16 protein-coding genes and 1 pseudogene are annotated in these 21,817 nt (G+C 65.6%); 13 read left to right on the top strand and 4 right to left on the bottom strand.

Annotated elements, in window-relative coordinates:
- Positions 1-33 precede the first annotated feature (33 nt).
- The 3 genes and pseudogenes from G474_RS0100090 to G474_RS0100080 form a co-directional block, all read right to left on the bottom strand.
- A pseudogene (locus G474_RS0100090) lies at positions 34-783 on the bottom strand (YoaK family protein); the annotation flags it as partial.
- Positions 784-850: 67 nt separating this feature from the next.
- Positions 851-3,226, bottom strand: a complete 2,376-nt coding sequence (gene ppsA, locus G474_RS0100085; RefSeq protein ID WP_026685203.1) for a phosphoenolpyruvate synthase — start codon at positions 3,224-3,226, stop codon at positions 851-853.
- Between the two features lie 19 nt (positions 3,227-3,245).
- Positions 3,246-4,046, bottom strand: coding sequence for a GntR family transcriptional regulator (locus tag G474_RS0100080; RefSeq protein ID WP_026685202.1), 801 nt, complete (start codon positions 4,044-4,046; stop codon positions 3,246-3,248).
- A 235-nt stretch (positions 4,047-4,281) separates the two neighbouring features.
- Here G474_RS0100080 and G474_RS18870 point away from each other — a divergent pair, with 235 nt between their 5' ends.
- The 13 genes from G474_RS18870 to G474_RS21720 all read left to right on the top strand — a co-directional run bounded on the left by G474_RS18870 (position 4,282) and on the right by G474_RS21720 (position 21,114).
- Positions 4,282-5,043: a (Fe-S)-binding protein gene (locus G474_RS18870; RefSeq protein ID WP_051281586.1), complete on the top strand. Its 762-nt coding sequence runs from the start codon at positions 4,282-4,284 to the stop codon at positions 5,041-5,043.
- Positions 5,040-5,693, top strand: coding sequence for a LutC/YkgG family protein (locus G474_RS18865; RefSeq protein WP_043462699.1), 654 nt, complete (start codon positions 5,040-5,042; stop codon positions 5,691-5,693). The genes G474_RS18870 and G474_RS18865 overlap by 4 nt, the downstream gene beginning before the upstream one ends.
- A gap of 20 nt (positions 5,694-5,713) precedes the next feature.
- Entirely contained in the window at positions 5,714-7,132 is a 1,419-nt protein-coding gene (locus G474_RS0100065) for a LutB/LldF family L-lactate oxidation iron-sulfur protein (RefSeq protein WP_211228037.1), read from the top strand.
- 79 nt (positions 7,133-7,211) lie between these two features.
- On the top strand, positions 7,212-8,594 hold the full coding sequence (locus G474_RS0100060) for a cache domain-containing protein (RefSeq protein WP_245589274.1): 1,383 nt from the start codon (positions 7,212-7,214) through the stop codon (positions 8,592-8,594).
- Positions 8,595-8,757: 163 nt separating this feature from the next.
- Positions 8,758-9,399 (top strand): response regulator transcription factor, encoded by a 642-nt coding sequence (locus tag G474_RS0100050; protein WP_026685199.1) that lies wholly within the window; start codon positions 8,758-8,760, stop codon positions 9,397-9,399.
- Between the two features lie 22 nt (positions 9,400-9,421).
- Entirely contained in the window at positions 9,422-10,000 is a 579-nt protein-coding gene (locus tag G474_RS18860; protein WP_043462697.1) for a TRAP transporter small permease subunit, read from the top strand.
- A gap of 10 nt (positions 10,001-10,010) precedes the next feature.
- On the top strand, positions 10,011-11,585 hold the full coding sequence (locus G474_RS18855) for a TRAP transporter large permease (protein WP_084513489.1): 1,575 nt from the start codon (positions 10,011-10,013) through the stop codon (positions 11,583-11,585).
- 54 nt (positions 11,586-11,639) lie between these two features.
- The gene (locus G474_RS0100035; RefSeq protein WP_026685198.1) at positions 11,640-12,740 is read left to right on the top strand and encodes a TRAP transporter substrate-binding protein; all 1,101 of its coding nucleotides are present in this window, start codon (positions 11,640-11,642) and stop codon (positions 12,738-12,740) included.
- A 144-nt stretch (positions 12,741-12,884) separates the two neighbouring features.
- Entirely contained in the window at positions 12,885-15,638 is a 2,754-nt protein-coding gene (locus G474_RS0100030; RefSeq protein ID WP_026685197.1) for an FAD-binding and (Fe-S)-binding domain-containing protein, read from the top strand.
- Between the two features lie 44 nt (positions 15,639-15,682).
- Positions 15,683-16,471 (top strand): sulfite exporter TauE/SafE family protein, encoded by a 789-nt coding sequence (locus tag G474_RS0100025; RefSeq protein ID WP_026685196.1) that lies wholly within the window; start codon positions 15,683-15,685, stop codon positions 16,469-16,471.
- A gap of 5 nt (positions 16,472-16,476) precedes the next feature.
- Positions 16,477-17,352 (top strand): AEC family transporter, encoded by an 876-nt coding sequence (locus tag G474_RS0100020; protein ID WP_026685195.1) that lies wholly within the window; start codon positions 16,477-16,479, stop codon positions 17,350-17,352.
- A 21-nt stretch (positions 17,353-17,373) separates the two neighbouring features.
- On the top strand, positions 17,374-20,136 hold the full coding sequence (ppc, locus tag G474_RS0100015) for a phosphoenolpyruvate carboxylase (RefSeq protein WP_026685194.1): 2,763 nt from the start codon (positions 17,374-17,376) through the stop codon (positions 20,134-20,136).
- 342 nt (positions 20,137-20,478) lie between these two features.
- On the top strand, positions 20,479-21,114 hold the full coding sequence (locus tag G474_RS21720) for a ComEA family DNA-binding protein (protein WP_051281584.1): 636 nt from the start codon (positions 20,479-20,481) through the stop codon (positions 21,112-21,114).
- Positions 21,115-21,380: 266 nt separating this feature from the next.
- On the opposite strand, the gene G474_RS18845 is transcribed toward G474_RS21720, so the two are convergent.
- On the bottom strand, positions 21,381-21,817 hold a 437-nt coding region (locus G474_RS18845), incomplete at its 5' end, for a transposase (protein WP_043462692.1).

The following is a 21,817-nucleotide window of genomic DNA, read 5'->3' as shown; positions in this document are numbered from 1 at the left end:
CTCTGCTGCCGGGGAACGGCGCTTCTAGCTATCCCGCCAGCTCCGCGCCGAGCCCAGCATGTCATCCACCACGGGTACCAGGGCCAGAAACAGGAGGATCAGGGCCAGGGGCACGGTGGAGAGAAAACCTATGGTCTTGAAGCCCCAGGCGCCGCTCAGGCCGCCCCAGAAGAAACAGCCCACCAGGCCGGCATTGACCCGCAAGCGTTCCCGATCCGCCTGTACCGGCTGCTCCTGGGTGTGATGGCGGTTCAGGTAGAACAGCTTGCCCAGTTCGATGCCGATGTCCGTCACCATGCCGGTGATGTGGGTGGTGCGGATTTCTGCCCGGGAAAGCTTGGTGATCACGGCATTCTGCAGGCCCATGATGAAGCAGAGCAGCATCACGGTGAGGGGGACGAACAGTCCCTCAACGGCCAGCAGACGCGCCCCGAGCACGCCGAAACAGAGCAGCAGCACGGCCTCCAGCACCAGGGGCAAGGCGTATTCGCCCTGCAGGCGCCGCCGCCGGGAGAAGTTGATGAGGATGGCGGAGGTCATGGCGCCGCACAGAAAGGAGATCAGCCCGCCCAGTCCCCCCAGGGCCAGTTCCGTGGCGCCCAGCACCAGGTTGTCGGCCATGGCCGAGACGATGCCGGTCATGTGGGAGGTGTATTGCTGTACCGCCAGGAATCCTCCCGCGTTGGCGGCTCCGGCCACGAAGGCCAGGGCAAATCCCAGGTGCCGGTTGGCGTGCCGGGAGCGCTGCTTGCCGGTGAGCCGGCGGGCGTACTTGATGGGCATGAAAAACCTTCTCGACCATGGAAAAAGGCCGGGTTTCCCCGGCCTTCTTGAGCGCAACCGCCCTTGCTTACTTCTTGTGGCTGGCCAGACGCTGCCAGGTATCCACCACCGTGTCCGGGTTCAGGGACATGCTCTGGATGCCCTGGTCCATCAGCCATTCGGCCAAGTCGGCATGGTCGGAGGGGCCCTGGCCGCAGATGCCCACGTACTTGCCCTTCTTGTTGGCGGTGGCGATGGCCATGGCCAGGAGCTTCTTCACGGCCGGGTCACGCTCGTCGAACAGGTTGGCCACCAGGCCGGAGTCCCGGTCCAGGCCCAGGGTGAGCTGGGTCAGGTCGTTGGAACCGATGGAGAAACCGTCGAAGATGTCGAGGAACTCGTCGGCCAGCAGGGCGTTGGAGGGAATCTCGCACATCATGATCAGCTTCAGGTCGTTCTCGCCCTGCTTCAGGCCGTGCTCGGCCAGCAGGTTCACCACGCCCTGCCCTTCCTCGAGGGTACGTACGAAGGGCACCATCAGCCAGACGTTGGTGAGGCCCATTTCCTCGCGCACCTTCTTCATGGCCCGGCATTCCATCTCGAAGCAGTCCCGGAAGGACTGGGCGATGTAGCGGGAGGCGCCGCGGAAGCCCAGCATGGGGTTTTCTTCCTCGGGCTCGTACAGCTCGCCGCCCAGGAGCTTGCGGTATTCATTCGACTTGAAGTCGGAGAGGCGCACGATCACGGGCTTGGGGTAGAAGGCGGCGGCGATGGTGGCCACGCCTTCAGCCAGCTTTTCCACGAAGAATTCCACCGGGCTGGCGTAGCCCCGGGCCCGGCGCTGGATTTCCTCGCGCTTGGAAGCGGGCAGGCGCTCCAGGTCCAGGATGGCCTTGGGGTGGATGCCGATCACGTTGTTGATGACGAACTCCACCCGGGCTAGGCCGACGCCGGCGTTGGGCAGCTGGGAGAATTCGAAGGCCAGTTCCGGGTTGCCCACGTTCATCATCACCTTGACGGGGATGTCGGGCATGGCGGAGATGTCCTTGGTCACCACTTCGAAGTCCAGCTTGCCCCGGTAGATGTGGCCGGTGTCGCCCTCGGCGCAGGAGGCGGTGACGATCTCGCCTTCGGTCAGGGTCTCGGTGGCATCGCCGCAGCCGACGATGGCGGGCACGCCCAGTTCCCGGGCGATGATGGCCGCGTGGCAGGTGCGGCCGCCCCGGTTGGTGATGATGGCGGAGGCCCGCTTCATCACCGGTTCCCAGTTGGGGTCGGTCATGTCGGCCACCAGCACGTCGCCGGGCTGGACCTTGTCCATTTCCTTGGGGTCGTGGACGATGCGCACCGGGCCCACGCCGATCTTCTGGCCGATGGCGCGGCCGGAGGCCAGCACCTTGGAGAAGGACTTGAGCTTGAATTTTTCCAGGCGGTTGTGGCCTTCCTGGGACTTCACGGTCTCGGGCCGGGCCTGCAGGATGTACAGCTTGCCGTCCACGCCGTCCTTGCCCCACTCGATGTCCATGGGCCGCTGGTAGTGCTTTTCGATGATCATGGCGTAGCGGGCCAGTTCTTCCACTTCCGCGTCGTTGATGGAGAAGCGGATGCGCTCGGCCTCGGCCACGTCCTCGGTGATGGTGGACTTGCCCGCCACCTTCTCGGCGGAGAAGGTCATCTTGATCATCTTGGAACCCAGGTTGCGGCGCACCACGGCCTTCTTGCCGGCGGCCAGCATGGGCTTGTGCACGTAGAACTCGTCCGGGTTCACGGCGCCCTGGACCACGGTCTCGCCCAGGCCGTAGCTGGCGGTGACGAACACCGCATCGCGGAAACCGGATTCGGTATCCAGGGTGAACATCACGCCGGCTGCGCCCTTGTCGGAACGCACCATGCGCTGGATGCCGGCGGACAGGGCCACGTCGGCGTGGATGAAGCCCTTGTGCACCCGGTAGGAGATGGCCCGGTCGTTGTAGAGGGAAGCGAACACTTCCTTGATGGCGTGCAGGATGTTGTCCAGGCCGACGATGTTGAGGAAGGTTTCCTGCTGGCCGGCGAAGGAGGCGTCGGGCAGGTCCTCGGCGGTGGCGCTGGAGCGCACCGCGAACGACATATCACTTGAAGAATCGGCCACAAGGCGCTGATATTGCTCGGTAATGGCAATGGTCAGGTCCATCGGGAAAGGGGTATCCATGATCCACTTGCGGATCTGCTCGCCGCAGGCCACCAGGGCGTTCACGTCATCCACGTCCAGGTGTTCCAGGGCGTCGGCGATCTTCTTGTCCAGGCCGCTCTGGGCCAGGAACACCCGGTAGGCGTGGGCGGTGGTGGCGAAGCCGCCGGGCACGCGCACGCCGGTGTCGGCCAGCTGGCTGATCATCTCGCCCAGGGAGGCATTCTTGCCGCCCACCTGGTCCACGTCCGTCATGCGCAGACGCTCGAAGGGAATGACGTAGTTGTCGCTCATTGCAGAGTCCTTTCAGGAATCAATTGGAAGATGTGTGGGTATTGCTGGAATCGGTGGAGAAATCGCCCCCCTTCAAGCGGCGGGCGGCGGTTTCCCGGCGGGCGGCGGAGCGCAGGGACTGGGCCAGGCTCTCGTGCACGAAATCGATATGCACCTCGGCGGCGGAGCGGGCCGCCCCGGGCTTGCGGTCGCGGATGGCCTCGAACAGGGCCGTGTGCTGGGCCTTGAGCAGGGAAAAAGCCCGGGAGACATTGCCCAGTTCGGTGAGGTTGAGGCAGATGTTCTCTTCCATCAGGCGCAGCATGGTGGAGGTCAGGTGGCCCAGCAGGGCGTTGTGGGAAGCCTCGGCGATGGCCTGATGGAAAGCCATGTCGCAGGCGGCCTGGCGCTTGCGGTCCTCCCCGTCGAAGACGGCCTGCAGCTCTTCGAAAGTCTGGGTCAGGCGCTGCATGTCCTCGTCGGTGCGCCGTTCGGCGGCCCATTCGGCCATCTGGCCTTCGAGCATGCGGCGGAATTCCAGCAGGTCTTCGCGCAGGTTGGGGTGAGCCCCCAGCATTTCCTGCCAGGGGTCGAAGAAGGTGGAATTGAGCCGGTCGGTGACGAAGGTACCGCCGCCCTGGCGGCTCTGCAGCATGCCCTTGGAAGCCAGCTTCTGGATGGCCTCGCGCAGGGAAGGCCGGGAGACCCCGAGCTCCGCCGCCAGTTCCCGCTCCGGCGGTAGGCGGTCACCGGGCTTCAGCGAGCCCTCCAGGATGCGGCGCTCCAGGGTCTCGGCGATGGCATCGGAAATCCTGGGGACGGAAAGCTTGCTCGGGGGCATGGAGAGGATGGGACATCCCTAATTGGTAAGACCACTAAATTCTAATCGCCATTAACAGCCCTGGCAAGCCCCGGGATAAGCGCAAATAATTTGACCAAGCCCCTGCATTCATGTAACTTTTCGCCTCACCGATGAATTGGTATTACCAATTAACCAAGCGTCGGCGCAGCAATTAATTCCATGTGCAATCCGGGGCGGCGACCCAGACCGCAGCCCGTAACAGGAGGAGACATCCATGCCACTGACTCCCGGCAAACGTCCGGCCACGGTGTATTTCTTTGGCACCTGCCTGGTGGATCTGTTCGATCCCGAGGCGGGCATTTCCGCCATGGACATCCTGGAGCGGCAAGGCATCCGTGTCGTCTTTCCCGATGCCCAGTCCTGTTGCGGCCAGCCCGCCTATACCAGCGGTTATCCGGCCGAAGCCCTGGCCGTGGCTGAGCAGCAGGTACGCCTGTTCGTGGAAGACTGGCCCATCGTCGTGCCCTCGGGCTCCTGCGCCGGGATGATGAAGCACCACTGGTCTCGCCTGTTCGGTCCCGACCATCCGCTGGCGGCCCAGGTCCAGGCCATCAGCGGCCGCATCTACGAATTCACCGAATTCCTGGTCAAGGTCCTGAACGTGCAGCTGGAAGACCGGGGGCAGCCCGCCAGGGTGGTGCTGCACACCTCCTGTTCCGCCCGCCGGGAAATGGGCGTGCACCTCACCTCCAGGGCCCTGCTGGCGCAGCTGGCCCAGGTGGAAGTGGTGCAGCAGGCCCGGGAAGCCGAGTGCTGCGGTTTTGGCGGCACCTTTTCGGTCCGCCATCCGGAACTTTCCGCCGCCATGGCGGCCGACAAGGCCGAGGCCCTGACGGATTCCGGGGCTCAGCAACTGGTATCCGCCGACTGCGGCTGCTTGGCCAACATCAACGGCACCCTGGCCAAGTCCGGTGCCGCCCTGCAGGGGCAGCACATCGCCTCCTTCCTCAAGTCCCGCCTGGAGCCCCAAGCATGACCGCCGCCCATTCCGCCCGCGCCAGCATCCTTGCCCGCCTGCGCCAGGGGCAGGTATCGCCCCTGCCCGCCCCCACCCTGGATACCTGGACCAGCCAGCTGGACCAGGCCGAATACCTGCACAGCCTGGAAACCCAGCTTACGGCAGCCCACGCTGAAGTCCTGCATGCGGGTCCCCAGGGCTGGCGCCTGGCCCTGGAGCAGGTGTGCGCCCGTTACGGCATCCGTCAGCTGATGCTGCCGGACATGCCCGGCTTGCTTTCCGCCTGGGAAGGCGGCCCGGCCCTGCAGACCTTCGACCAGCCCATGGAGGCCCTGAAGGACTCGCTGTTCGATCAGGTGGACGCGGGCCTGACCCTGGCCACCTGCGCCATTGCCGATACCGGCACCCTGGTGATCCTGTCCTCCCCGGCCCAGCCCAGGAGCCTGTCCCTGGTGCCACCCGTACACATCTGCCTGCTCGATGCCCGCCGGCTTTACCCGGACATGCCCACGGCCCTGGCCGAGGAGCGCTGGGCGGCGGCCATGCCCACCAACCTGATCTTCGTATCCGGCCCCTCCAAGACTGCCGACATCCAGCAGACCCTGGCCTACGGTGCCCACGGCCCCAAATCCCTGGTGGTGATCCTGACTGAGGAGGACCTGCTGTGAATGACGCAACCCTGCACTACATGCCCGGCGCCGGGTTCCGCGGCCGCAGCAAGGAGGTTCTGGACAATCCGGCCCTGAGGAAGAGCTTCCGCGGCGCCATGGATTTCCTGATGCAGAAGCGGGCCGCCCAGTTTCCCGACCCGGCCAGACTGGAGGCCCTGCGCCGCCAGGGGGAGGCGATCCGCAAATACAGCCTCTCCCGCCTGCCCGACCTGCTGGAGCAACTGGAGGCCAATCTCAAGCAGAACGGCGTCCAGTTGCACTGGGCCGAGAACCCGGAGCAGGCCCAGGGCATCATCAGCGAGATCATGCTCCGGGCCGAAGCGGACCTGATCGTCAAGGGCAAGTCCATGGTGAGCGAGGAAATCGAGCTCAACCACGCCCTGGAAGCCCGGGGCATCGCCGCCCTGGAGTCGGACATGGGCGAATACATCGTCCAGCTGGCCGGGGAGCGCCCCTCCCACATCATCATGCCGGCCATCCACAAGACCAAGGAAGAGATCGCCCGCCTGTTTGCCGAAAAGGTGCCCGGCGTCGATTACACCGACTCGGTGGATGAGCTGATCCAGATCGGCCGCCGGGTGCTGCGGGAGAAATTCCGCGCCACCAAGGTGGGGCTTTCCGGGGTGAATTTCGCCGTGGCCGAGACGGGCACCCTTTGTCTCGTGGAAAACGAGGGCAACGGCCGCATGTGCACCACGGTGCCCGAGGTGCACATCGCCGTCACCGGCATCGAGAAGGTGGTGGAAAAGCTCGAACACGTGCCGCCGCTCCTGGCGCTTTTGACCCGCTCCGCCACCGGCCAAGCGGTCACCACCTATTTCAACTGGATCACCGGTCCGCGCCGGCCCGGGGAGCTGGACGGGCCCAAGGAAGTGCACCTGGTGCTGGTGGACAACGGCCGTACCCAGGCCTACGCCCGTCCGGACTTCCGCGCCACCCTGCAATGCATACGCTGCGGCGCCTGCATGAACCACTGCCCGGTCTATACCCGTATCGGCGGGCTGGCCTACGGCACCACCTACCCGGGCCCCATCGGCAAGATCATCTCCCCCCACATGCTCGGTCTCAAAGGCACCAGCGACCTGGTGACCGCGTCTAGCCTGTGCGGCGCCTGCGGCGAGGTCTGCCCGGTGAAGATTCCCATCCCGGAACTGCTCATCGACCTGCGCGCCAGAAGCCAGGCCGGGGGCGCCGATCCCTATGCCCTGCACTTGGCCGGCGAGGGGGAAGGCAGGAAACCCCTGGTGGCCCTCTCGTTCAAACTCTGGAGCCGGCTCTACCGCTCCCCTGCCCTGTACCGCCTGTTCGCCTTCCTGGCCACCCGCTTCCGGGCTCTGACGCCCAGCAGCCAGGGAGCCTGGACCCGCAGCCGGACGCCCCTGGTGCCGGCCCGTAAAAGCCTGCACGAGCGGGTGAAGGAAAGACGGTCTCGGTAGAACTACTGAGCCCCTTTACGTAGCACTACCCATTCAAGCATCGGTAATCCGGGTTCAAACTGTTGAAAAGCCAAGCAAAGTGGAAGCCCCTGTGCGCCTGAAGAACAAGCTGTTCCTGCTGACCGTGTTGCCCCTGCTGGTGGTGATCACCGCCGTGGGGCTCATCGTCTTCATCCAGGCGGAACGGCTGGCAGCCCAGCAGGCGGCGGCCATCGAGGAAAGCCAGCTGGCGGCCGGGCAGAAGGAGCTGCACCACTACGTGCACCTGGCCAGTACCGCGATCCGCTACCTGAACACCCTGGACCTGCCCGAGGAAACCCTGCAGCAGCGTGCCCGGGCCATCCTCAAGTCCATGAACTACGGGGATGACGGCTACTTCTTCGTGTATGCCCCGGACGGGACCAACCTGGTGCATCCCCGCCAGCAGGAGCTGGAAGGACGCAATCTCTGGAACATGCGCGATCCCCAGGGCGTGCCGGTGATCCAGGAGCTGACGGCGGCGGCCCGGGCGGGCGGCGGCTACGTGCGCTACCAGTGGCGCAAGCCTTCCACCAGCCAGGGCACCGACAAGCTGGGCTATGCCACCCTGGTGGAACCCTGGGGCTGGATGATGGGCACGGGCATCTACCTGGACGACATGGAGCGCACCATGCAGCGGGTGCGCCAGGAAACCTCCGCCAACATCCGCGCCACCATGGGCTGGCTGGCCCTGGTGGCGGTCCTGGCGGTGCTGCTGGTGTTTGCCGCCGGCCTGGCCCTGAACATCAGCGAGAACCGGCTGGCGGACAAGAAGCTGCGCACCCTGGCCCAGCGCATCGTCAGCGCCCAGGAGGAGGAGCGGGCCCGCCTCTCCCGGGAGCTCCACGACGGCATCAGCCAGGACCTGGTCTCCATCAAGTACCAGTTCGAACTGGCCCAGCACAAGCTCGATACCGGCAGCGCCGCCCCGGAACAGGAGCTGCGCCAGGGCATTGGCCGGCTGTCTGCCGCCATCGCCGAAATCCGCCGCATTTCCCACGACCTGCGCCCCACCCTGCTCGACGACCTGGGCCTGCCTTCGGCCCTGGTGCAGCTGGCCACGGATTTTTCCCGGCACACGGGCATCCAGGTGCTGGCCGATGTGCAGATCGGCGCCGAGCCCCTGCCGGCGGACGCAGCCCTGGCCCTGTTCCGGGTGGCCCAGGAGGGGCTGACCAACATCCAGCGCCATTCCCAGGCCAGCGAAGCCTGGATCCACCTGAGCCGGGAAGCGGGGCAGCTGATACTCTGCCTGTCCGACAACGGCCAGGGCTTCCGGGAAGAGGACACGGCCCGGGACCCCAAGCGCGGCATCGGGCTCAGGAACATGCGCGAGCGCCTGGAATACCTGGGCGGCAGCCTGACCGTGGAATCCAGCCCGGGGGAAACCCGGCTTACCGCCACCCTGCCCTTGAACCGTCAGCCGGGAGCCCTGCCCTCGTGAACATGAACCGCTCAACCCGGCGCCCTGGAGGCGCGGAGAAGGTGAGGAATTCCATGCCCTGTCCTCTTTCCCAGTCCGATCTGCCGGTTCAGGCAACGGTCCGCCAGGTGCTGTTGTTCCTCTGTGTGCTCAGCGTCTCCCTGCTGCACTTGGGGATTCCCGCATGAACATGCCGGTGCGCATCCTGCTGGTGGACGACCACCCCCTGGTGCGGGACGGGCTCAAGGCCCGGCTCCAGGTGGTGGAGCACCTGCACGTGGTGGGCGAGGCCGGCCATGGCGCCGAGGCCCTGGAGCTGGCTTCCCGGGTGCAGGCGGACCTGGCCCTGGTGGACATCAGCATGCCGGACATGAACGGCATCGAGCTGACCCGCCGCCTGCGGGAATCTTCACCCGATCTGCATGTGCTGATCCTCAGCATGTATGACAATGCCGAATACGTGAGCAGTGCCCTGAAGGCGGGTGCCCGGGGTTACCTGCTCAAGGACGCGCCCGCCAGCGAGGTGTTGCGCGCCATCGAAACCGTGGCCGAGGGGGGCAGCTACTTCTGCCAGTCCGCCGTGGCCGCCATGGCCGAGGCCCCGGCCGAAAATACGCCCCTGACCGACAGGGAAAGGGAAATCCTGATCTTCATCGTGAAGGGAGAAAGCAACAAACGCATTGCCCAGCAACTCAACATCAGTGTGCGGACCGTGGAAACCCACCGCATGAGCCTGCGCCGCAAGCTCGGGGTGATCACTTCGGCCGGTCTGGTCCACTACGCACTCAAACAAGGCTGGATCGATTCAGCCAGCAATCCCGGTTAGTCCCTAAGGAGGAGATACCATCGTGAAACAGCTTCTATCCCTGGCGCGTCTCGTCGACGCGCTCAATGAAGGGATCGGCAAGGCGGCGGCCTGGCTGGTCCTGGTGGCGGTGCTGGTCAGCACCCTGAACGCCCTGGCGCGCTATACCCTGAACATCGGCTCCAATGCCTTCCTGGAGCTGCAGTGGTACCTCTATTCCGCCGTGTTCCTGCTCGGGGCCGCCTGGACCCTGCGCCGTAACGAACACATCCGCATCGACGTGGTGGTGGGCCGCTTCTCGCCCAAGGTCCACGCCTGGATCGACATCCTGGGCGGCGTGTTCTTCCTGCTGCCCCTGTGCGTCCTGATCCTCTGGGCCGGCATTCCCTTTGCCATGGACGCGATCCGTTCCGGGGAAGTCTCCTCCAACGCTGGTGGCCTGATCCTCTGGCCCGCCCGTCTGCTGGTGCCCGTGGCCTTCTTCCTGCTCCTGGCCCAGGGCTGTTCCGAAATCATCAAGCGCTTCGCCTTCCTGGCCGGCCTCATCGAGGCCAGCGAGTTCGAGAAGACCGGCCACCACGGCCCGGTTCCCGACCAGGAACCGACCGCTGCCGCCAGCTGAGGGGAACGACATGCCACTTGAGTTTCTCGTACCCATCATCGGGGATTACCTGGCCCCGATCATGTTCACCTGCCTGGTGATCTTCCTCCTCTCCGGCTATCCCGTCGCCTTCGCCCTGGCCGCCAACGGCCTGGTGTTCGCCGTGCTCGGCATCGGCATGGGCTTGTTTACGCCGGAGTTCCTCCAGGCCCTGCCCAACCGCATCTTCGGCATCATGGCCAACGACACCCTGCTGGCCATTCCCTTCTTCACCTTCATGGGCCTGATCCTGGAGCGATCCGGCATGGCCGAGGACCTGCTCGACACCATCGGCCAGCTGTTCGGCCCGATCCGGGGTGGCCTGGCCATCGCCGTGATCTTCGTGGGCGCCCTGCTGGCGGCCACCACCGGCGTGGTGGCGGCTTCGGTGATCTCCATGGGCCTGATTTCCCTGCCCATCATGCTGCGTTACGGCTATGACCGGCGCCTGGCCACCGGGGTCATCGCCGCCTCCGGCACCCTGGCCCAGATCATTCCGCCCTCCCTGGTGCTGATCATCATGGCCGACCAGGTGGGCCGCTCCGTGGGCGAGATGTACATGGGCGCCATGATTCCCGGCCTGGTGCTGACCGGCTTCTACGTGGGTTACGTGATCCTGGTCTCCCTGTTCAAGCCCCAGCATGCCCCGGCCCTGCCCCTCTCTGCCCGCTCCATCACCGGCATTCCCCTGCTGGTGAAGTGCCTGGTGGTGCTGGTGCCGCCCCTGTTCCTGATCTTCCTGGTGCTGGGCACCATCTTCCTGGGCATCGCCACCCCCACCGAGGGCGGCGCCATGGGCGCTTCCGGCGCCATGCTGCTGGCCCTGGCCAAGAAGAAGCTGGATTTCACCCTGCTGCGTCAGGCCATCGAATCCACGGCCAAGCTCTCCTCCTTCGTGATGTTCATCCTGATCGGCGCCACCGTGTTCGGCCTGGTGTTCCGGGGGGTGAATGGGGACCTGTGGGTGGAGCACCTGCTCACCTCCCTGCCCGGGGGCCAGGCGGGCTTCCTGATCGCGGTGAACATCCTGTTCTTCGTGCTCGCCTTCTTCCTGGACTTCTTCGAGCTGGCCTTCATCCTGGTGCCCCTGGTGGCGCCGGTGGCGGAAAGCCTGGGTATCGACCTGGTCTGGTTCGGCGTGCTGCTGGCGGTGAACATGCAGACCTCCTTCATGCACCCGCCCTTCGGCTTTGCCCTGTTCTACCTGCGTTCGGTGGCGCCCACCAAGCGCTACAAGGATGCGGTCACCGGCGAGACCATGGAGCCCGTCACCACCAGCCAGATCTACTGGGGTTCGATTCCCTTCGTCTGCATCCAGATCCTGATGGTGGCCCTGATCATCGCCTTCCCCCAGCTGGTATCGGTGGAAAAGCGCGAAGTGATGGAAGATACCCCCCTGGAAATCAACCTGCCCATGGATGAGCAGTCCCTCCAGGAAGGCATGGCCGGCATGGAAAGCGCCGCCAACGAAAATCCGCACCTGCAGGGCTACGGCGAGGATGAGCAGGCCCTCGATCCCTCCAAACTCCAGTTTTCCACCGATGAGCCCGGTGAAAAGAAGCAGTAAGGCAATTGCCATGGCTCAAACCACCATCCATTCATTCCATCGAGGAGACACCACATGGAACGTCGTGACTTTCTGAAAAAAGCAGGTATCAGCGCCGCCGCCGGCGCCGCCACTGTCGTCGCTGCCCCGGCCATTGCCCAGAGCGAACCCAACATCAAGTGGCGCCTGGCTTCCAGCTTCCCCAAGACCCTGGACACCCTGTTCGGCGGTACCGAGGATTTCTGCAACCGCCTGCGCCAGCTGACCAACGGCAAGTTCGACATCCGTCCCTTCCCGGCCGGTGAAATCGTGCCCGGCCTGCAGGTCCTGGATGCGGTCAAGGACGGCACCGTGGAGCTCTGCCATACGGCGCCCTACTACTTCTTCGGCAAGAACGAGGCCTTTGCCTTCGACTGCGCCGTGCCCTTTGGCATGACCGCCCGGGCACACAACGCCTGGATGTACTACGGTGGCGGCATGGAAGCCCTGCGCGCCTTCTACGCCAACTACGGGGTGGTGAACTTCCTGGCGGGCAACTCCGGTTGCCAGATGGGCGGCTGGTTCAGAAAGCCCATCAATTCCGTGGCTGACCTGAAGGGCCTGAAGATGCGCATCGGCGGCTTCGCCGGCCGGGTCATGGAACGCCTGGGCCTGGTGCCCCAGCAGATCGCCGCCGGGGACATCTACCCCTCCCTGGAAAAGGGCACCATCGACGCCGCCGAGTGGATCGGTCCCTTCGATGACGAAAAGCTGGGTCTCAACAAGGTGGCGCCCCACTACTACTACCCCGGTTGGTGGGAAGGCAGCACCGCCTTCTCCTTCCTGGTGAACAAGAGCCAGTGGGACAAGCTGCCCAAGAGCTACCAGGCCGCCTTCGAGACCGCCGCTGCCGAAACCAATGTGCGCATCCTGGCCGACTACGACGCCAAGAACCCCCAGGCCCTGGGCCGTCTGATCAAGTCCGGCGCCAAGCTGTCCGCCTTCTCCAAGGACATCATGGAAGGCTGCTTCAAGGCCGCCAACGAGGTCATGGAAGAAACCGCCAGCAAGAACCCGGAGTTCAAGAAGATCTACGAACCCTGGAAGCGTTTCCGCAACGACGAGTTCCAGTGGTTCCGGATCGCCGAGCAGGCCTACGCCCAGTTCACCTTCGGCAAGCAGTTCGGCAAGAAGTAAGCCCCATGTCCGGGAGGCCTCGTCGGGCCTCCCGGTTTTGAAAGCCCAAGGCAAAGACCCGGGGGAGCCCCACAGGTTCCTCTTCTCTCCTCTGCACCCTGTGCCCCTGGGTCTTTGCCTTGCGTTTTTTAGTGACTGGCCGCCATGACTCCCCTGCTCCACGGGCTCGCCCGTTTCATTCCCGCCGAACGCATGGTCACCGATCCCCTGCGCCGGCTCGCCTATGGCACCGATGCCAGCTTCTACCGGCTGATCCCCGAGGTGGTGGTGATCGTCGACAGTGAAGCTGAAATCCAGGCCCTGCTCGCCCTGGCCCGGGACCTGGGCAAACCGGTCACCTTCCGGGCCGCCGGCACCAGCCTTTCCGGCCAGGCCGTCACGGACGGCATCCTGGCGGTGCTGGGCGACGCCTGGCGCCAGGTCAAGGTCAGCCCGGACGGACGCCTGATCCACCTGGGGCCCGCCGTGGTGGGGGCCGAGGCGAACCGGAAGCTGGCCCCCTTCGGGCGCAAGATCGGTCCCGACCCGGCCTCCATCGCCACCTGCAAGATCGGCGGCATTGCCGCCAATAACGCCAGCGGCATGTGCTGCGGTACTGCCCAGAACAGCTACAAGACCCTGGCGGGCCTGCGCCTGATCCTGGCCGACGGCACCGTGCTGGACAGCAGCGACCCCTACAGCCGGGCCGCCTTCACCGCCAGCCACGCCTCCCTGCTGGCGGCCCTGGGCGCCATGGCCGACCGGGTCCAGGCCGACCCGCTGCTGAGCGCCCGGATCAGGAAGAAATTCCAGATCAAGAACACCACCGGCTACAGCCTCAATGCGCTGCTCGACTTCACCGATCCCATCGACATCCTCACCCACCTGATGGTGGGCTCCGAGGGCACCCTGGGCTTCATGGCCCGGGTCAGTTACCACACGGTGGAGGAGCATGCCCACAAGTCCAGTGCCCTGGTGATCTTCCGGGACATGGAAAGCGCCTGCCAGGCGGTGATCGCCCTGAAGGAGGCGCCGGTGGCCGCCGTGGAGCTCATGGACCGGGCGGCCCTGCGCTCGGTGGAAAACCAGCCGGGCCTGCCCTTTCCCCTGGCCGGACTGGCCGGGGGCGCCACGGCCCTGTTGATCGAAACCCGGGCCTCGGACCCGGGGGCCCTCGACGACCAGATCGCCGCCATCGAAACCCTGCTGGCTGAACACGCCACCCTGCTGCCGGTGGCGTTCCAGCGCGACCCCAAGGCCTGCGACACCCTGTGGAAGATCCGCAAGGGCACCTTCCCTGCCGTGGGCGCCATCCGCCCGTTGGGCACCACGGTGATCATCGAGGACGTGGCCTTTCCCATCGCATCCCTCGCTGCTGCCACCCTGGACCTGCAGGCCCTGTTCGAGCGGCATGGCTACCACGAGGCCATCATTTTCGGGCACGCCCTGGAGGGCAACCTGCACTTCGTGTTCACCCAGGATTTTTCCACCCCGGCCGAGGTGGAGCGCTACGCCCGTTTCATGGACGAGGTCTGCCACCTGGTGGTGGACAAGTACGACGGCTCCCTCAAGGCCGAACACGGCACCGGCCGCAACATGGCGCCCTTCGTGGAACTGGAATGGGGCAAGGAGGCCACGGCCCTGATGTGGGAAATCAAGCAGCTGCTGGACCCCAGGGGCATCCTCAACCCCGGCGTGGTTCTGAATGGGGACCCCGAGGCCCACCTCCGCCACCTGAAACCCATGCCCGCCGTCCATAGCCTGGTGGACCGCTGCATCGAATGCGGTTTCTGCGAGCCCCAGTGCCCCTCGGCGGGGCTCACCTTCTCGCCTCGTCAGCGCATCGTCGCCTCCCGCCACATCCACGCCCGTCAGGAGGCCGGGGAAGCCGTGCCGGAGCTGGAGAGCGCCTACCGCTACCAGGGCATGGATACCTGCGCCGGCTGCGGCCTCTGCTCCACGGTCTGCCCGGTGGGCATAGAAACCGGCGCCCTGATCCGGGAACAGCGGGCCGGCAGCATCGGCAGCGTGGCCCGCTTCCTGGGCCGTCAGGCGGCTGAACACTATGCCGCCACCACGGCCCTGGCCCGCTGGAGCCTGGGGGCCGGCAAACTGGCCGCCGCCGCCCTGGGCCACGCGGCCCTGGGCAAGCTGAGCGGCGGAGCCTGGCGCCCTTCCCTGGCCCCAGCCCGACACTCGGCGCCCGTTCCGGCCGGGAGCCTGCCGGAACAGGTGGTCTATTTCTCCGGTTGTGCCGGGCGCATGTTCGGGGAAACGGAAGGGGACGACCTGCCCACGGTGATCCGCCGCCTGCTGGATAAGGCCGGCCTGGGGGTGCGCCTGCCCCGGGAGCAGAACGGCCTGTGCTGCGGCCAGCCTTTCCACAGCAAGGGCCTGTTCGACACGGCCACGGCGAAGGCCAGGGAGCTGGCCGAGGCCCTGGCCGACGCCAGCGAGGGGGGGCGGCTGCCCATCTTCTTCGATGCCAGCCCCTGTACCCTGCGCATGCGCCAGTACCTGGCGGCCCAGCCTGATGCGGCGCTGCCCATCCAGGATTTCGGCGAGTTTGCCCACGACCACCTGCTGACCCGCCTGAAGCTCCAGCCCCGGGCCGAACCCGTGGCCTTGCACGTGAACTGCAGCGCCCGGCGCCTGGGTGAGGCCGACAAGCTGCTGGCCCTGGCCCAGGCCTGCAGCCGCCACGTGATCGTGCCCCCCGAGGTGAAGTGCTGCGGCTTTGGCGGTGACCGGGGTTTTGCCGTGCCGGAATTGAACGACCATGCCCTGCGCGACCTGCAACTGCCGGAAAGCTGCCGCGAGGGCTATTCCAGCAACCGCACCTGCGAGCTGGGCCTGTCGGACCACAGCGGCATTCCCTACCGTTCCATCGCCTATCTGCTGGATGGGTGTGCCAAGTGAAATTTTCAGAACCCACCATAGTGAGGTTTCCAGGTTGAATCCCGATGACTGAACTCCTACCCATGCTCCTCGTTGCCGGCGGGGCTTTCCTGGCCGGCGCCATGAATGCCATGGCCGGCGGCGGCACCTTTTTCTCCTTCCCCGCCCTGCTCGCTGCCGGGCTCCCCCCCGTCACCGCCAATGCCAGCAACACCGTGGCCCTCTGGCCCGCCAGCCTTTCCAGTGCCTGGGCCTACCGGCAGGAGCTGGCCCGGCACAGGGGCTGGGTCATGGGCCTCACGGCGGTGTCCTTCCTGGGCGGCATCGGCGGCGGTCTGCTGCTGCTGGCCACCTCCAATGCCGCTTTTGCCAGGATGATTCCCTGGCTGCTGCTGATCGCCACAGCCCTGTTCGCTTTCAGTAACCAGGTGGGCAGCCTGGTGAAACGGGTCAAGGGTTGGCTCGGGCAGCAGACGCAAAAGAGCAATCCGGGCGGCCCCGGCGGGCTGCTGTTCCAGTTCATCGTCGCCGTCTATGGGGGCTTTTTCGGCGCCGGGCAAGGCATCCTCACCCTGGCCGCCCTGTCCATCCAGGGGGTCACCCATGTGCAGGAGCTGAACGGCCTGAAGAACTGGATTGCCGCCGTCACCTACACGGTTTCGGCGCTCACCTTCATCATCGCCGGGGCGATTTCCTGGCCGCACACCCTGGTGATGCTGCTCACCGCCACCTTGGGCGGCTATGCGGGGGCCCTGCTGGCCAAGCGGCTGCCCGCTCTCTGGCTGAAGCGCCTGGTGATCGGCGTGGGGGCCAGCCTGACCCTGATCTACTTCTACAAGACCTATGTGAGCTGAGCTCCGTGCTGATCCGCATCGTCTCCATCCTGCTGCCCATCTTTGCCATCGTCGGCATCGGCTACCTCTATGCCCGCCGCTGCAAGCCCGACATGAGCGCCGCCAACAACGTGAACATGGATGTGTTCGTGCCCGCCCTGGTGTTCTACGCCCTGGCCGGCAAACCCCTGGACCTGGGCAGCTACGGCCCCCTGGCCCTGGGCGCCCTGGTGGTGGTGCTGGGCAGTGGTCTCCTGGCCTGGCCTCTGGCGCGGCTCTTGGGCTACCGGAACAAGACCTTCATCCCGCCCATGATGTTCAACAACTCGGGCAACATCGGCCTGCCCCTGGCGGTGCTGGCCTGGGGCGAGGCGGCCCTGCCGGCGGCCATCGTGCTGTTCATGGTGGAAAACACCCTGCATTTTTCCCTGGGGGCCCGCTGGCTCAATCCCCAGGCCCGGCTGCTGCAGCTCTGGCGGGTGCCGGTGGTGGCGGCCGCCATCCTGGGCCTGGCCTTCAACCTGGCCGGGCTGCACCTGTGGGAGCCGCTGCTGATCTCGATCCGGATGCTGGGCGAGATTGCCGTGCCCCTGATGCTGTTTTCCCTGGGGGTGCGTCTGGCCAGCACGGCCCTGGGGGAATGGAAGATCGGCCTGGTGGGCGCCCTGTTCTGCCCCCTCAGCGGCCTCTTGCTGGCTGCGGCCAGCGCCTGGGCCCTGGGCATCACGGGCCGCGACTGGGAAATGCTGATCGTCTTCGGCGCCCTGCCCCCGGCAGTGCTGAACTTCCTCTTTTCCGAACGCTACCGCCAGGAACCGGAACGGGTGGCCTCCATTGTCCTGATCGGCAACCTGGCGGCCCTGTTCTTTCTGCCCCTGGCCCTGTACCTTACCCTCCACTGATTCCAGACCCGCGAGACACCCATGAGTACAACCGAATTCGACAAGGACGAACCCCTGCGCCAGGACATCCGCCTCCTGGGCCGCCTCCTGGGCGACACGGTGCGGGAACAGGAAGGCCAGGCCATCTTCGACCTGGTGGAAAGCATCCGCCAGACCGCAGTGCTGTTTGCCCGGGAAGGGGAAGACCGGGTCCGGGCCGGACTCAATGAACTGCTGGTGGGCCTGTCCCGGGATGAAACCATGTCCGTGGTGCGGGCCTTCAGCTACTTCCTGCAACTGGCCAACATCGCCGAGGACCAGCACCACATCCGCCGCCGCCGGGCCCACGAGATCGCCGGCTCCCCGGCCCGGGAAGGCAGCCTGCAGAAGGCTTTCGCCTCCATCCAGGAGGCCGGGGTTTCCCTGGACACCCTGGCCGACTGCCTGCGCCAGGCCCTGGTGGTCCCGGTACTCACTGCCCACCCCACCGAGGTGCAGCGCCAGAGCACCCTCCAGTGCCAGCACGCCATCGCCGGCCTGCTGGAACAGCGGGACCGGCTGCAACTCACGCCCGAAGAAGAGGCGGAGAACGACGGAGAACTGGCCCGGCTGGTGCTCACCCTGTGGCAGACCCGGCTGATGCGCCCGAACCGCCTGAAGGTGGTGGATGAGGTGAAGAACGGCATCAACTTCTTCCACGAAACCTTCTTCACCGAACTGCCCCGGCTGTATGGCCAGCTGGAAGACCTGCTGGCCCGCAACGGCGAGCCGGAGGAACTGCCGCCCTTTTTCCGCATCGGCTCCTGGATCGGCGGCGACCGGGACGGCAATCCCTTCGTCACGGCAGAGATCCTCACCGAGACCCTGCGCCTGCAATCGGCCGCCGCCTTCAACTTCTACCTGGAGGAAATCCATGCCCTGGGCCGGGAGCTGCCCCTGTCCCAGCTGCTGATCCAGGTTTCCCCGGCGCTGGCCGCCCTCTCGGAAGCCTCTCCCGACACCTCGCCCCAGCGGGCCGACGAGCCCTACCGGCGCGCCCTGGCCGGCATCTACGCCCGTCTGGCCGCCACCATCCAGGCCCTGGATCACCAGCATTCCCTGCGCCACCCGGTGGCCCAGGCCGAGCCCTACCCCACGGCCGATGCCCTGGCCGCCGACCTGGCCGTGCTGGCCGGCTCCCTCGAGCAGAACGGTGCGGCCCGCCTGGCCAGAGGGCGCCTGCGCCGGCTGATCCGGGCCGTGCAGGTGTTCGGTTTCCACCTGGCCCCTGTGGACCTGCGCCAGAATTCCGACGTGCACGCCAGGAGCGTGGCCGAACTGCTGGCCCTGGCCGGCCGCTGCGCCGATTACGAAGCTCTGCCCGAGCCCGCCCGCATCGCCCTGCTCTGCGAAGAACTGGCCACGCCCAGGCCCCTCCATTCCCCCTGGCTTGATTACAGCGAGGAAACCCGGGGCGAACTGGCGATCTTCTTTGCCGCCCGGGAACTGCGCCAGCGTTACGGCGCGGCGGCCCTGCCCAACTGCATCATCTCCAAGACCGACGGGGTCTCGGACCTCCTGGAAGTGGCCCTGCTGTTGAAGGAATCCGGCCTGCTGCTGCCGGCAAATGGGCCAGGAGCCCTGCCGCAACTGGCCATGAACATCATCCCCCTGTTCGAAACCATCGGCGACCTGCGCCAGGCGGGCCCGGTGATGGACGCCATCTTCCAGCTGCCCCTCTACCGGCAGCTGGCCAAGAGCCGCGGCGACGAACAGGAAGTCATGCTCGGTTACTCGGACAGCAACAAGGACGGGGGCTTCCTCACCTCCGGCTGGGAGCTCTACCAGGCCGAAGTGCAGCTCACCCGGGTGTTCGCCCGCCACGGAGTGCGCCTGCGCCTGTTCCATGGCCGCGGCGGTTCCGTGGGCCGGGGCGGCGGCCCCAGCTACCAGGCTATCCTGGCCCAGCCCGCCGGCGCCGTCTCGGGCCAGATCCGCATCACCGAACAGGGGGAAGTCATCGCCTCCAAGTACGCCAACCCGGAAGTGGGCCGGCGCAACCTGGAAATCCTCGTGGCCGCCACCCTGGAAGCCACCCTCACCGACCACGAAAACCAGGTGGAACGGGCCGAGGCCTTCCACCCGGTGATGGACGAACTCTCCCGCCGGGCCTTCGCCGCCTACCGGGGCCTGGTGTACGAAACCCCGGGCTTCACCACCTACTTCCGGGAATCCACGCCCCTCTCGGAAATCGCCAACCTCAACATCGGCAGCCGCCCTGCCTCCAGGAAGAAGTCCGAGGCCATCGAGGACCTGCGCGCCATTCCCTGGGTATTCTCCTGGGCCCAGTGCCGCCTGATGCTGCCCGGCTGGTATGGCTTCGGCACCGCAGTAAACGGCTGGCTGGAGGCCAACCCGGAAGGACTGCCCGTGCTGCAACGCATGTACCGCCACTGGCCCTTCTTCCGCACCCTGCTCTCCAACATGGACATGGTGCTGGCCAAGACCGATCTCGCCATCGCCTCCCGCTACGCCGAACTGGTCACCGACCCGGCCCTGCGCCAGCAGGTCTTCGGCCGCATCCAGGCCGAATGGGAACTGACCCGCCAGCACCTGCTCGCCATCGAGGAGCAGCAGGACTTCCTGGCCGACAACCCGCTCCTGAAGCGCTCCATCCGCAACCGCTTCCCCTACATGGACCCCTTGAACCACCTCCAGGTGGAACTCCTGCGCCGGCACCGGAGCGGCGCGGAAGACGAACGCATCGCCCGGGGCATCCACATCACCATCAACGGGATTGCGGCGGGGCTGCGTAACAGCGGCTGAACACGCCCCTGCGCTCCCAAGCAAAAAGCCAGCCTTTGAGGCTGGCTTTTTGCTTGGCAGGCGGATGGAGTCTTACCATGCCGGATGTATGGTGTCAGGGATGCCAAATGAGGTATCGTTCCCCTCCAGTGAGATAAGTTGGCGATACGAAGAGACCCGTCTAACCTTCCGCTCCAGAGGGACGCTACGCCGGCAAGCCGGCTTCGCGTCCCTTGTGTGCTAGCACTTTGCGGGCGTCTAACATCCCGCTCAAGACACTCCCTTCGGTCGCTGGGACATTAGGCTGCAACAACACCATAAAGCATATCGACTGACATGAAAATAATACCAAGAGCTTTACTTATGATCGCTGCCGTTGCGGCGGTGGCGTGCAAGCCTTCCCAGCCCTCTGCTGACTATCTTGCCGTATGCGAAGGCGAACCACTCCTTACGTTAGAACGGCGTAATCAGGCGATGGAAGATGGTTATGAGATTGACCGTCGCTACGATTGCATTACGAAGCATTCTGCCAAGGTATTGGCCGAGCAGAAGGCACAGTGGGAATCTGCCAATACACCCGAAGCGAAGGCCGCGCGGCATGCAGAGTTCGAGCGCAGCGTCTCGGAAAGCAAGATTCGCCTCGAGGCGGAAGCGAAAGTTGAAGCCGAGGCGCGCGCAGAGCGCGAACGGCAATGGGCCGCAGCCGAGGCAGCGCCAATCGAGAATATAGAGATCAACAGTGCGACCGAGCTGCAGCTTGCGGACTTGCAGGGGTTGAGTGACGACGTTGTGCACCAAATCGTGGAAGAGCGGACGAAGGCTCGTTTTAAGGGTTGGGACGATGTGGTCAGACGCGTAGGGGGACTAAGCGCTGCTGAAACTGCGGTGCGGGCTTCCGCATTCGGTCTTACCGTGAACGGCCGCAGCCTCGATGGTGCGGAACCCGATTCCGCCATCGCTCGGTATGCGCGCGATAAGTGGCGGCGCAGGAATGGATGAGAGTCGCGGCAGATATTGCGGTCAAAGCAGCTCCCGGTCGTTGGACGCTGCGCGATAAAGCGTCGCGTAGCGTCCATTACCTACTACAAAGGCTTCGTTAGCAGGCTGGTGAGAAACTCATCGTGATTCCCGATTTTCTTTCCCTGCCGAGATTTTTTACGGGGCGGCAGCCCCGACGGCCCGGTTTTTCGGGCCTTTTCGCCCTTTGTCACGGGGCTTTCGGCCCCATTTCCCCGCCACCGGGCCGGCAGCGGGCGCACCTCGCCCTATGTGGGCAGCAATTTCATCCTCGGCGCCAGCAGGGTTTGCAGCCGGGTCAGGTTGTAGGCGGCAAAGCAGAGAAGCGCCTGGCCGGCAAGTTTGGCCACGCCCTTGTGGCGGGTCTTCCGCAAGCCGCCCACGGTCTTGATCCAGCCAAACGCCTCTTCAATCATCTTGCGGCGCTTCAGGCTCAGGGCGTAGCCCTTACCCCGGGCCGTGCGGCCATCGACCGCGCTGCCGCTCGTCTTCCTTGCCACGTGGGCTTTGATGCCCAGGCCCTGAAGATGGCTCACGAAATCCGCCGTGTCGTAGCCCTTGTCCGCGCCCACCGTTGCCCCAGACTGGACGGTGCGGCCGATCATGCGCTTGGCCGCTTCCCATTCGGCAGTACCGCTGGCCTGGGTGGTTTCCACATCAACGACGAGGCCGTTGCGGTTCTCGG

Source organism: Azovibrio restrictus DSM 23866, assembly GCF_000429665.1.
Classification (GTDB): domain Bacteria; phylum Pseudomonadota; class Gammaproteobacteria; order Burkholderiales; family Rhodocyclaceae; genus Azovibrio; species Azovibrio restrictus.
Note: the sequence above shows the minus strand (reverse complement) of the source record. Positions and strands in the feature narration are given on the sequence as shown.